The sequence below is a fragment of the Priestia sp. P5_B4 genome, assembly GCF_056400385.1.
This window is the reverse complement of sequence record NZ_JBFULJ010000074.1, coordinates 1-12,057: the sequence shown is the minus strand read 5'-3', so window position 1 is coordinate 12,057 and position 12,057 is coordinate 1. Positions and strand designations below refer to the sequence as shown.

Here is a 12,057-nt window from a genome sequence, read left to right as displayed (position 1 = left end):
GGCTTTAACAGCGCTGTATGATGTCCAGGAAGAACCAATGGAGAACCTATCGTACGGAACACTCGATTGTTAATAGAAGCCATTTCAGCAATTTGAATAGCTTGAAGCGAAGGATGTAAAATCGCGCCTCCAAGGGATTTGTTGTAAGCTGTACTTCCCGAGGGAGTGGATACGCAAAGGCCGTCTCCTCGGAAGGTTTCAAATCGCTGCCCTTTAATTTCCACGTCCATTACTAAAGAACCTTCTACACTTTTTACCGTACATTCATTCAGAGCTAAGTATCGAGCTTCGCGTCCACCGTTGGTGTAGCGAATAATCACTTCGAGCAGTGGATACTCTACAGTCTGATAGGGTGTCTTTGCAATAGCAATCACCAGCTTCTCAATCTCATCAGGTGTCCAATCTGCGTAAAAGCCTAAATGGCCGGTATGAACCCCAATAAAAGCCGTCTTGTCAAGTCGGTTTCGATAGCGGTGAAACGCGTAGAGAAGCGTTCCATCCCCTCCTACTGACACTACAATATCAGGCTGGTTTTCATCATATTCTAAATGAAAATCTAATAAATACGTTTTCATTTTTTGCATAAGCGTATTTGATATTTGGTTGCCTTTTGATGTAATAGCAAATTTTATTTTCTCCACCTAATTCTCTCCCCCTATCCATCCAATGTACAAAGCTGTTGCTGAGTCATACCTAAGATTCTTCCGCCGATTCTTTTTTTCGTGAGAAAATAGCCTGAGCTTCTTGAATCTCACCTCGTATTTGAGACATTTCTTCATCGAGCTGAGTAGCTGCTTCAGAAGCACGCTGAAGTCGCTTTTTGATATTCTCAGGAAATTTCCCGCTGTACTTATAATTTAAAGAATGCTCAATTGTAGCCCAAAAATTCATAGCCAGTGTACGAATTTGAATTTCCACTAAAATTTTCTTTTCACCTTTAATTGTTTGAACAGGATAACATACGACCACATGATATGAACGATAGCCGCTTTCTTTTTTATGAAGAATATAATCTCTTTCTTCAATCAATTCAAAGTCTGTTCGCTGACGAAGGAGCTCTACGACCGCTTTAATATCGTCCGTAAATTGACACATCATACGGAGTCCCGCAATGTCCTGCATCTCTTCCTCTAAGCGATCGAGAGAAATTCCTTTTCGAGTCGCTTTATCCAAAATACTGGCGATAGGCTTTACTCGTCCCGTCACGAATTCAATAGGTGAATGCGTAGACTTCATATCATACTGTGAACGAATTCCCTTTAATTTCACCTTAAGTTCTTCAACGGCTTGTTTATACGGTGCTAAAAATAAATCCCAATGCCTGATCATTAATAACACCCCCCTTTTTTCTCTCTATTACTTATTTTCTTTATCTAAGAAAACTTCCTCTACTCGTGCTACCATCTCGTCTCCATAATTCACATTTCCTTCGATGTTACTGATGAGATAAGACAGCTCTTCTTTAACGGCTGATAGCTCAATTACTTTCTTATTAATTTCTAAAAATACTTTCATATCTTTATGTAAGACGTGCTTTAAATTTGCCCAAATATTATCACTAAGGCCAACATACATAAATTGATCATTAATATCTACAACATATACAAATGACATGTTATCTGAGTCAACAAGCATTTGTTTTGTATCTTCCAATTGTTCAATTTCCGTCTCAATAGGGTCTGCTTTTAAATGTAATTCATTTGATTTCATCACACAGGTAGTGATGTCAATTCGATTGTGCATAAATAAACTCCTTCCAACTATACAATTCGTTACTATTTTAACACATTCCAGGAACGTTTAATAAAGGTAAAACCTAAACAATCCGTATTTCTTCATTTTCCAAGTTCCCCATATGGATATTCCTGTTAGGAAATGTAGTTTGACTGTCTCAAAAAGTGTGATAAATTAAGATGGAAAGTGCCTTACCAAAAGACCTAAGTTAAAAGGATGATTTCATTGAAACAAGAAATTGAAATTGAATTTAAAAATATAGTAACGAAAGAAGAGTTTGATCGTCTCCGCTCACACTTTCAACTAACTGAAGATCAGTTTGTCTCTCAAGAAAACCACTATTTTGATACACCTGCTTTCTCATTAAAAGACTGCGGGGCTGCCCTGCGAATTCGAAGCAAAAAAGATAAGTCCGTTCTCACGCTCAAACAGCCTCATCAAGAGGGTCTTTTAGAAACACATGAAGCATTAACAAATGAACAAGCTAAAGAATTGCGAGATGGCAGCGCCAAGATTCCGTCAACAATTCAACAGCTTATTACTGATTTACAAGTCGATAGCCATGCGCTAACTTATTTTGGCACTTTGTGTACAAGTCGAGCAGAAATTCCATATAAAAACGGGTTACTTGTACTCGATCATAGCTTTTATCTAGGTGCTGAAGATTATGAACTTGAATACGAAGTAACCGATGCCAATGAAGGAGCAAAATATTTTGAGCAATTGCTTACGGAGCTTGATATTAAAAAGAAACCAACGGAAAACAAAATTCGACGGTTTTACAAGCGAAAGTATACGTTAATGGATGGAGAATAAATTTATGAGCATGAATATTAACAATTACATGTCTTCCGTTCAATTTCCTGGAACTCAGCCATTTTCAGTTAACAACCAGATGCCAACACCTAACGTAATGCTTGGTACAACTTTACTCTCTGTATTTGCTCAGCTTTTTCAAGACTACGTCAATCAAGAGCCTCAAATGAGTACCAATCTTTACTTGAAGGCAGCGCAGATGTTTCCATCTACGGCGGTTCAAATGCAGTCCGAGCCATCTGTTTCTTCCTCAGGTAAGGCAGCGGCTTCACATTCTGCCTTACCTGCACAAAAAAATGAAACGGCAAAGGTCAGTTCTCAGGATGTACAAACGATAATTACAGAAGCAGCTGCACGCTACCAGCTGGATCCTAAACTTATTCGTTCTGTTATTAAACAAGAATCAAACTTTAATCCATCTGCCAAAAGTTCTGTAGGAGCGGCTGGGCTTATGCAGCTAATGCCAGCAACCGCTAAAGCTCTTGGTGTAGAAGATCCGTACGACTCCAAGCAAAATGTATTTGGAGGAGCCAAATATCTTCGACAAATGTTAGATAAATACAACGGAAACGTGAAATTAGCATTGGCGGCCTATAATGCTGGACCAGGTAATGTTGATAAATACGGCGGAGTCCCCCCTTTTCAAGAGACGCAAAAATATGTAAATAAAATTATGTCTTCTTATCTCGTGTAAATGAGCGAAATCATTCACCACTCGAACATGGAATGGCTGTAGTTTGTCGAGGTTACACTATATAAATAGAAGGAAACGTTTGTAAAAGTATTCCTTTGTTTCTCATAATTAGTGATTCGCCACAGCATCATAGACTTTTCTTATGTAAAATTCCACTTTATCTCTTTTCCAGTAGAAGAAGTAAGCGGATAGTTTGAGTTAACGAAATGACACTGCTAAAATTAAGGAAAGTAAAAAACACCAAAGAGTTAAGACGTATATTTCTTATAACAAAGGAGTTATCAACATGAGAGAAAAAATCCACTCCCCTTACGAATTATTAGGCGGTGAACATACGATTTCAAAACTTGTTGATGCTTTTTATACACGCGTTGGAAAACATCCTGAGCTCGCGCCAATTTTTCCTGATGATTTAACAGAAACAGCACGAAAGCAAAAGCAATTTCTGACACAATATTTAGGAGGGCCTTCGTTATACACTGAAGAGCATGGTCACCCTATGCTGAGAGCTAGGCATCTTCCTTTTGAAATTACACCGTCAAGAGCCAAAGCCTGGCTGACGTGTATGCATGAAGCAATGGACGAAATTAATTTAGAAGGCCCTGAGAGAGATGAACTTTATCATCGTCTTATTTTAACTGCCCAACACATGATTAATTCACCGGAACAGACAGATGAGAAAGGATTTTCACATTGAGTAACCTAAATAGCCAATACCCATCCTTGCATCAGCTTTGTCAAGGTTCAAATAAAAAACCGCTTGAAATCTATGTATTTGTTGACCCTCTTTGCCCGGAATGCTGGGCACTCGAGCCTATTCTAAAGAAGTTACAAATAGAATATGGTCAGCTGTTATCCCTCAAGCATGTGCTTGGCGGAAACTTACAGCAATTAAATATTGGAGCACAGCAGAAATTTGAACATATTGCAAAATCGTGGGAGAAAACTGGAAGCCGCTCCGGTATGTCATGTGACGGCAATCTGTGGCTTGAAAACCCAATCGATACTCCTTACGCTGCATCAATTGCGATTAAAGCGGCAGGTCTGCAAGGAAAGAAACAGGGCATTCGCTTTTTGAGAAGACTTCAAGAAGTAGTATTTTTAGAAAAACAAAATGTTACAGAAGAATCTGTCTTAATACAATGTGCAAAACATGTGGGGCTAGATGTTGATGAATTTATAAAAGATTTGCATTCAGATTACGCTGCGAAGGCCTTTCAATGTGATTTAAAAATCACGTCGGAAATGGATGTCGATGAGATTCCAACTCTTGTGTTCTTCAACGAAAAAGTTGAAGAAGAAGGCATTAAGATATCAGGATACTATTCGTACGAAACATATGTACACATCATTAAAGAGATGTTAGAAATTGACCCAGATCCAGCTTGTCTTCCGCCTCTTCGTTCATTTTTAAGCTATTTTCAATTTGTTGCTTCAAAAGAAGTTGCAGTTGTGTATGGTTTATCATTAGAAGAGGCTGAAAAGGAATTGAAAAAACTTCAGCTTCAGCAAGTGGTTGAGAGAGTTCCTGTCAAATACGGCACCTTTTGGAGAAGTACTGAAAAGAGCTGCTAATCATTAAATGTTGATGCTTATCCTAAGCATTAACTAAACAAAAAAGACTTGGCTTTCGCCAAGTCTTTTCGTTTGTCTTAAGACAACAAGGGGATGGGAGAAATTTTTCACGGTCAAACAAAGGGGTATATGTTTGTTTTGTGATAAACTTCACGATTAATACTATAGCAAATTATGTCGACTTTTGGCAACCCCTTTTTTTAATTTTATTCACTTTTTTATAAAAAAACTTCATAAACAGCCAGATTCACTCATATAGTACAACCAATTATGCTTTTAATAGAGGTGTTAACTATGAAAATTGCTGGAATTACTCTAGGGGTTGTTATTCTTTTGGTTTCTTTTTTATTCTATATTTTATCTCTTATGCAGCTTGTCCCTCTCATTATCGCAGGCCCTCTCTTATTTTTAGCTATCCTTATTATTTTTACATTGCTTAACAATCACAACAAATTTCGAGGATTTAAAAAATGAAGCAGGATACAGCTCCTGCTTCATTTTAATTTTATTGATTTAATAAACGTTCCATTTCCGTTAATTTCTCTTCAAATACAGCTAGCGCTTCTTCAATAGGCTGAGATGTTGTCATGTCAACTCCTGCTTTTTTCAACACTTCAATTGGATAATCAGAGCTTCCTGACTTTAAGAAACCTACATAGCGCTCAACAGCTGCATCTCCTTCTTCAAGGATTTGCTTGCTTAATGCCGCTGCTGCACTGAATCCTGTAGCATATTGATAAACGTAGTAATTGTAGTAGAAATGCGGAATACGAGCCCATTCTAATCCAATCTCTTCGTCAATCACTAAGTTGTCTCCAAAATACTTTTTATTTAAGTCATAATATAATTTTGTTAATAATTCAGGTGTAAGCGGCTCTCCGTTTTGAGCACGCACGTGCACATCGTGCTCAAATTCAGCAAACATCGTTTGACGGAATACCGTACCGCGGAATCCTTCTAGATAATGGTTAAGCAAGTACAAGCGCTGCTTTTCATCATCAATCGTTTTTAGTAAATAATCGTTTAGAAGCGCTTCATTACACGTTGAAGCTACTTCTGCCACAAAGATTGAATAATCTCCGTAAGGATATGGCTGCGTTTTTCTTGTGTAATAACTGTGTACAGAATGGCCAAATTCATGGGCTAGTGTAAACAAGTTATTTACATTATCCTGCCAGTTCATTAAGATATAAGGATTGGTGCCATACGTTCCTGAAGAATAAGCACCGCTTCGCTTGCCTTTGTTCTCATGAACGTCTACCCAACGATTTTCAAATCCTTCTTTTAACACGTTAAGGTAGTCTTCACCTAGTGGTTTCAGGCCTTTTAAAATATAATCTTTTGCTTCTTCATAGGTTACTTCCATTTTTACGTCTTTTACTAAAGGCGTATAGAGATCATACATATGAAGCTCTTCAATTCCCAATACTTTCTTACGTAAATCAATATATCGATGCAACAAATGCAAATTATCGTTCACTGTTTTAACTAAGTTATCGTATACTTCTTCTGGAATGTTATTTGTGCTAAGAGCTGAGTGACGAGCTGAATTATAGTGACGAACGCGGGCACTAAAATTATCTTTCTTCACCGTGCCGCTTAACGTACTTGCAAACGTATTTTTAAATTTACCGTACGTTTCGTACACCGCTTTAAACGCTTCTTCTCGTACGCGGCGATCGCTGCTTTCTAGGAAACGAATATAGCGCCCGTGCGTAATTTCTACTTCTTCTCCATTTTCATCTTTAATGGAAGGGAATTCTAAATCTGCGTTGTTTAGCATTCCAAACGTGTTGCTTGAAGATCCTAGCACTTCAGAAGCCTGAGCAAGAAGCGCTTCTTCGCTTTCTGATAAAATGTGCGGACGCTCGCGAGTAATTTCATCTAATGCATGAGCATATAACTTTAGCTCTTTATGTTCCGCCATGTATTGTTTAATTTTTGATTCTTCAATAGACAAAATTTCTGGTGTTACATACGATAGTGCACTTGCAATTTGGGTATAAAGTGTTTTGATGCGATCATTTAACCCTTGATAAAAAGAGTTAGTGGTATCTTGATCGTAGCGCATATGAGCATATGTATAAAGTTTACTAACGCGCATTGTGAGCTCGTCTTGCTCTTGAAGAGCGTCGTATAAAGTTTGAGCGGACTCTCCAAGTTTCCCTTTGAATTTTTCCATTTGGGGAATAAGAGCTTTTACTTCTTCAAATTCTTTTTCCCATGCGTCATCTGAAGCAAAAATATCCTCTAGTTTCCACGTATCTTCTACTTTTATCTCGCTTCTACTTGGTAACTTTTTTACTTTTGATTGTTCACTCATGGTCATCCCTCCATCTTTTTCTACCTGTCTATAACTGTTCGCTTTTTCTAAGGCGAATCCTTTTTATTTCTTTCGTTATTGTATGTTGTTTTAAAAGAATTAATCAAAAGTCAGTACGCTTTTGAAAAAAGGATTCTTTCTTAAGCGTACTGATTTTCAGTGATTATGTCACTTCTTTTGCTTGATTTAACCACCTTTTCATCATTTGTCCATCTTCTAAAAAAGCATCAGATGTTTGCTTTGGAATCGTGTAGGGCCTTCTGATCTTGTATACCCCAGAAGTTATATACGTTAGCATCCCTAGCCGGCATAATACCTCTATATACTCAAACAGGGGCTGTTCCACAGCAACAGGGGCCATTGGCAAAGACCGAAATACAATATGCCTCTTATGAATTCTGTTGAGCCATAGCCGGCCTAACTCTTTTTCTGTAACTAAATCCCCTACTTGCTTGTGCTGCATTAAATCGAGAAGCAGCCACGTTTGCCATACAGTAGCAGACGTTTCAACCATGTATAAAGAAGGCAGCGGCATGCCTGCTTCTGCTGGAATATGGGAGGGAGGAATATTATTCTCATAAAGAGCGTGTAAAAAAGGCTGAAGCTTCTGATTAGGATAAAGGATATAATGCGTTCTCCATGCCTTCTTTTTCTTTATCCACGAAGAGAAAAATTGAGGTTGTGTATGTGTAGAAAAAAGATCATGAAAGGTATGCTCGTGAGGAGAGAGCACTACAAGCTGTGCATAACAAATCTGAGGTGAAAAAGGAATAAGATGTTCAAGTTTCAACAGTTGATTAGTAGAAGGTGAAAAATAAAGAAGTGTGGGCGTATAATCGGAAAGAGTAAGAAACTGCCACTCTTGAAAAGAAAGTTGATACATATAAGTGGATAAGCGCTTCATTCTTTTTGCCCCGATAATCCAAAGGGGCATATAATTTCCTTTCTCATAATGAATAGAACGTTTGGTTAGCGCTGAGTAAGATAAGGAAGCACATTGAAATTCAATTGCATATTTTTGCGAGGGCGTATCTACAAGAAGATCTGGACGCTGCATAATGTCAGAAAGATAACTTTCTAACTCGACTTCAAGATGAGAACTAAACCAGTGAAACAGCTTTCGTTTTCCGTCGAGATGATAATCTGTTTCACCTTCATGCTGAGCGACGCACGTTTTTTTCAGGTGCGCAAAATGAGGGATTTTTTTTGTACCTACCTTTAACTGTACAGGGGATTGACAAGAGGGACAGTAGAACTGCTTTTCTTTTTTCCACTGCTTAAGCTGTTCAAGCGAAAAGCGCTGAGCTAGTGAAATGAGGCCTTCTTCTGTTTGGGCAACTAACAATCGTACATTTCTCCTTCCTATAATAGCGAGCTATATTCTTGTATTCGACACCTTTCTACTAAACCCTTTTCTTTCAGAAAAAAACCACATTGCACCGTACGCAATGTGGTTTACAGCGATTATAATAGCGGTGAAAGCAAACGAGCTGTTGACTCAAATAGCCGCTGTATAAATGGCCGCTTTTCAAAGTCTTTAAAGTGAAGCTCACTCGTTTCTTCTAAATCTTGCATATATTCATATACGAGCTTTTGAGTACTAGCTGTCCGATATAAAAAAGCATTTACTTCAAAATTCAAATGAAAGCTTCTCATATCCATGTTAGCTGTTCCAATAGAGGCAATTTCTCTATCAACAATCACAATCTTGCTGTGCATAAATCCTTTTTTATACTCGTAAATTTTCACACCTGCTTCTAGCAGCTCCGGAAAATAAGAGCGTGATGCATGAAAAACAATTTTTTTATCGGGCTTCTGAGGTACAAGAAGCCTTACATCTATACCGCTTAGAGCAGCTACTTTGAGGGAAGTAAAAATATCTTCATCAGGTATGAAGTAGGGAGAAGCAATCCAAATGGACTCTTTCGCAGACGTAATCATCGAAAAAAATAAGTGTTTGATAATTTCCCACTCACGGTCTGGTCCGCCGGCAATCATTTGAACACCGCCGCACTTTTCCATATCAATGTCAATTAAATCCGGTGATAGATACGTTTGAGTAAGCATCGTCTGACCTGTCATATAATACCAGTCCTGCAAAAAAATAAGCTGCAATGAACGGACTGCCTCACCCTTCACCATCAAATGGGTATCTCTCCAAAAGCCAAAATGCCGACTTTTCCCGAGATATTCATCACCAATGTTCAAACCTCCTACAAATCCAATTGTTCCATCAATGACTACAATTTTACGATGATTACGGAAGTTGATTTTATTATTGAGAAATGGCAGTCTGACCGGCAAGAATGGAATCATTTCTACGCCCGCGTTTCTTAACTCGTGAATATAATGCGGTGAAAGCTGAAAACTGCCCACGGCATCGTACAAGAAACGTACATAAACTCCTTCTTGTACCTTCTGAATTAAAATATCTTTAATTTGTTCTCCTAAGTGATCATGTCGTACGATGTAATACTCTAAGTGGATATGATGCCTTGCATGCTTTAATGATTCCATAATTTCGTGAAACGTCTCTTTTCCATTCGTCAATGCGCGCGTATCTGATGAAAAAGAAATTGGACTCTTGCCAAGCCTGACGGCTAGCTTCAGCATTTGCTTTCTACTGGTACCCAACTGTTCAAAGTGATTTTCTAATATACCGGAATCTCTTTCCATCTTTAAAAGCACCTGTTCATCCAGCTTTGCTTTTTTAGCAAATAAACGCCGTTTTCGCGTATTGCGTCCAAATAATAAATAAAAAAAGAACCCTATTACCGGGAAACCGCCTAATACTACGAGCCACGTTAGCGTTTGAGTTGGATGACGGTTTTCTAATGAAATAACAAGACCGATGAAAACAACACTAATCGTAATTAAGATACTTAGCACGCCAATAAATTTACCGTCCCAATACCCTTTTGTAAAATAAAGCAAAGCAATAATACCAATAACAAAAATTAAAAGCTGTAATCTATTTTTCAACTTGTTTTCACCTATCCTAAAACCAATCTTTCATCATTAATAACAGGTCTCTATACCGTTATTATCCTCAAACTTGTTATTTTAACACTACACTTTCCCGTGTAGGAACCAGCCGCCTGCTTTTTCCACCTAAATTGTTCGATATGAGCGGAGGGCATTTCCAAAAAAGAGAGCAAAACAAAGACCGATTTCATATACATGAAATCGGCTGCTATTATCGTAAAGGAAAATACTGCTTTACTTGTTCAAGTGCATTTTCACTGATTAATTCTTTTCCATATTCCATTAAACGATGAACTGTTACATTTGATTCATTTGCATATTCTAAAATGATACTTAAAATGTTATCAATTTCAGCTACAAAGTCTTCATCATCTGTAAACTCAACGTATAAATAATATTTTCCTTCAAACACGTACATGCTGTTGATGATATCATCTAACTCTAAATGGTGACTTAAGGAAATTAAATGTTCTAAGTCTTGAAAGCGTGCGACGAACTGTAGCCCTTCGTCTTCTATAATTTCTTCTTCAAAATCAGCTTTTTTATTTTGATTCGCTTGATGATCAAGCAACGCTTCAATTTTTCCATCTACAGGGATATCGATTTTATCATTTTCACCAACAGGTACTTCGAACTTTTGACCGTCTTTTGAAACTTGTGCTCTTGTTACAATAACCTCTAGCCCCTTCTCAAGCGCATGTACTTGAATCCAAAGAGGACCTTCTGCTACAAACTCTTCTTCTTGATGAATTTCGTCCATCATCTCCCAGAATAGCTCTTCACTGCGCTCACGGCTAAACCAAATTTCATTGCGATCAAATCCACGTTCTTCAATATCTACGTAAGTGACAAAGAATTTTACTGTGTTTTCATTAATGCGTTCGATTTCCATTATCATCTCTCCCTTCGGAAAAATCAGTGAAGGTAATCCGGCCATTTCGAACATTACCCCTAAACGATGAAGGGACTATTTTACCCCCGTGTTAAAGCAATATTACATGTACTTTCTCACTTTGTAAAGCATTCTAACTTGGGATATACAAGCATACACTATTTGAGTGAACCTTGTATATCTATTTTATGACAAAATGCGAAAGAAAGGAAATAAAAAATACTCTGACAACTCATAGCCAACTTACACCTTACTTTGTTATATACATAATCTCTTTACCCTATGAACGCTTTTTGTTAAAAATGAACACAGATAAAGCAATATGAGCTACTTATCCTTACATATTGGGAGGGAAGACTATTGGATTTAGAATTAATAACCTCCATTCTTCTTATTATCGGTATCGATATTGTATTAGGTGGAGACAACGCTATTGTTATTGCCTTAGCAAGCCGCAACTTACCTGAATATCAGCGAAATAAAGCTATTTTTTTAGGGACTGGCTTAGCTGTGATCGTTCGGATTGTACTTACTATTTTAGCTGTTTATTTACTAACTATTCCTTACTTGCAGCTCATCGGCGGTTTTTTATTAGTGATCATTGCCTTTAAGCTTCTTGTATCAGAAGGTGATGATGCATCTTCAATCCGTGCAGGCGTGACATTAGGCGCCGCTGTAAGAACGATCGTATTTGCTGATATTGTAATGGGACTAGATAATGTAATAGCTGTAGCAGGCGCAGCTCATGGAAATATTATCTTGGTCGTTACCGGATTACTCGTATCCGTCCCCATTATTGTTTGGGGAAGCAAGCTTATTTTATATTTGATGGAACGATTTCCCCTGCTCGTTTATGGGGGAGCAGCTATTTTAGCTTATACTGCTGGAAATATGATTGGACATGAAAAGAACTTACATTCATTCTTTGCAGCCCATACATCTCTAGGAACATTTATTCCGTTTATAACAATTGCTGTTGTGCTGATAAGCGGCATGGTTGTTAATAGCTTTCGTTCAACTAAATGATAAAGAAAAGGC

General features: G+C 37.8%; 12 protein-coding genes. 5 read left to right on the top strand and 7 right to left on the bottom strand.

All coding sequences use genetic code 11. From position 1 onward, the window contains the following. From AC1DRF_RS09765 to AC1DRF_RS09755, 3 genes are all read right to left on the bottom strand, one after another. On the bottom strand, positions 1 to 632 hold a 632-nt coding region (locus AC1DRF_RS09765), incomplete at its 3' end, for an NAD kinase (protein ID WP_477740660.1). A gap of 61 nt (positions 633 to 693) precedes the next feature. Then, the gene (gene yjbM, locus AC1DRF_RS09760) at positions 694 to 1,329 is read right to left on the bottom strand and encodes a GTP diphosphokinase (protein ID WP_014461566.1); all 636 of its coding nucleotides are present in this window, start codon (positions 1,327 to 1,329) and stop codon (positions 694 to 696) included. A gap of 27 nt (positions 1,330 to 1,356) precedes the next feature. Beyond that, positions 1,357 to 1,743 (bottom strand): UPF0738 family protein, encoded by a 387-nt coding sequence (locus AC1DRF_RS09755; RefSeq protein ID WP_013055436.1) that lies wholly within the window; start codon positions 1,741 to 1,743, stop codon positions 1,357 to 1,359. A gap of 216 nt (positions 1,744 to 1,959) precedes the next feature. Here AC1DRF_RS09755 and AC1DRF_RS09750 point away from each other — a divergent pair, with 216 nt between their 5' ends. From AC1DRF_RS09750 to AC1DRF_RS09735, 4 genes are all read left to right on the top strand, one after another. Then, positions 1,960 to 2,550: a CYTH domain-containing protein gene (locus tag AC1DRF_RS09750; RefSeq protein ID WP_013081770.1), complete on the top strand. Its 591-nt coding sequence runs from the start codon at positions 1,960 to 1,962 to the stop codon at positions 2,548 to 2,550. Positions 2,551 to 2,554: 4 nt separating this feature from the next. Then, positions 2,555 to 3,244 (top strand): lytic transglycosylase domain-containing protein, encoded by a 690-nt coding sequence (locus AC1DRF_RS09745; RefSeq protein WP_477740659.1) that lies wholly within the window; start codon positions 2,555 to 2,557, stop codon positions 3,242 to 3,244. Between the two features lie 286 nt (positions 3,245 to 3,530). Continuing rightward, positions 3,531 to 3,941, top strand: coding sequence for a globin domain-containing protein (locus tag AC1DRF_RS09740; protein ID WP_013081768.1), 411 nt, complete (start codon positions 3,531 to 3,533; stop codon positions 3,939 to 3,941). A gap of 26 nt (positions 3,942 to 3,967) precedes the next feature. Next, the gene (locus tag AC1DRF_RS09735) at positions 3,968 to 4,819 is read left to right on the top strand and encodes a ClpXP adapter SpxH family protein (protein WP_427075773.1); all 852 of its coding nucleotides are present in this window, start codon (positions 3,968 to 3,970) and stop codon (positions 4,817 to 4,819) included. Between the two features lie 505 nt (positions 4,820 to 5,324). On the opposite strand, the gene pepF is transcribed toward AC1DRF_RS09735, so the two are convergent. The 4 genes from pepF to mecA all read right to left on the bottom strand — a co-directional run bounded on the left by pepF (position 5,325) and on the right by mecA (position 11,019). Next, positions 5,325 to 7,142, bottom strand: a complete 1,818-nt coding sequence (pepF, locus tag AC1DRF_RS09730) for an oligoendopeptidase F (RefSeq protein ID WP_028407481.1) — start codon at positions 7,140 to 7,142, stop codon at positions 5,325 to 5,327. A gap of 163 nt (positions 7,143 to 7,305) precedes the next feature. Further along, complete coding sequence (locus AC1DRF_RS09725) at positions 7,306 to 8,487, bottom strand: competence protein CoiA (RefSeq protein ID WP_427075730.1); 1,182 nt, start codon at positions 8,485 to 8,487, stop codon at positions 7,306 to 7,308. Positions 8,488 to 8,606: 119 nt separating this feature from the next. Then, positions 8,607 to 10,124, bottom strand: a complete 1,518-nt coding sequence (cls, locus tag AC1DRF_RS09720) for a cardiolipin synthase (protein ID WP_013081764.1) — start codon at positions 10,122 to 10,124, stop codon at positions 8,607 to 8,609. Positions 10,125 to 10,338: 214 nt separating this feature from the next. Further along, on the bottom strand, positions 10,339 to 11,019 hold the full coding sequence (mecA, locus tag AC1DRF_RS09715) for an adaptor protein MecA (RefSeq protein ID WP_013055427.1): 681 nt from the start codon (positions 11,017 to 11,019) through the stop codon (positions 10,339 to 10,341). Positions 11,020 to 11,379: 360 nt separating this feature from the next. Here mecA and AC1DRF_RS09710 point away from each other — a divergent pair, with 360 nt between their 5' ends. After that, positions 11,380 to 12,045 carry a TerC family protein gene (locus tag AC1DRF_RS09710; protein ID WP_043980471.1) on the top strand — a complete coding sequence of 222 codons (666 nt, stop codon included), beginning with the start codon at positions 11,380 to 11,382 and terminating at the stop codon, positions 12,043 to 12,045. The last annotated feature ends 12 nt before the right edge of the window (positions 12,046 to 12,057 follow it).

What these genes read in the sequence shown, in the direction of transcription:
- yjbM (WP_014461566.1), bottom strand. Translation starts at nt 1,329, where the DNA reads ATGATCAGGCATTGGGATTTATTTTTAGCACCGTATAAACAAGCCGTT.
- AC1DRF_RS09755 (WP_013055436.1), bottom strand. Translation starts at nt 1,743, where the DNA reads ATGCACAATCGAATTGACATCACTACCTGTGTGATGAAATCAAATGAA.
- AC1DRF_RS09745 (WP_477740659.1), top strand. Translation starts at nt 2,555, where the DNA reads ATGAGCATGAATATTAACAATTACATGTCTTCCGTTCAATTTCCTGGA.
- AC1DRF_RS09740 (WP_013081768.1), top strand. Translation starts at nt 3,531, where the DNA reads ATGAGAGAAAAAATCCACTCCCCTTACGAATTATTAGGCGGTGAACAT.
- pepF (WP_028407481.1), bottom strand. Translation starts at nt 7,142, where the DNA reads ATGAGTGAACAATCAAAAGTAAAAAAGTTACCAAGTAGAAGCGAGATA.
- mecA (WP_013055427.1), bottom strand. Translation starts at nt 11,019, where the DNA reads ATGGAAATCGAACGCATTAATGAAAACACAGTAAAATTCTTTGTCACT.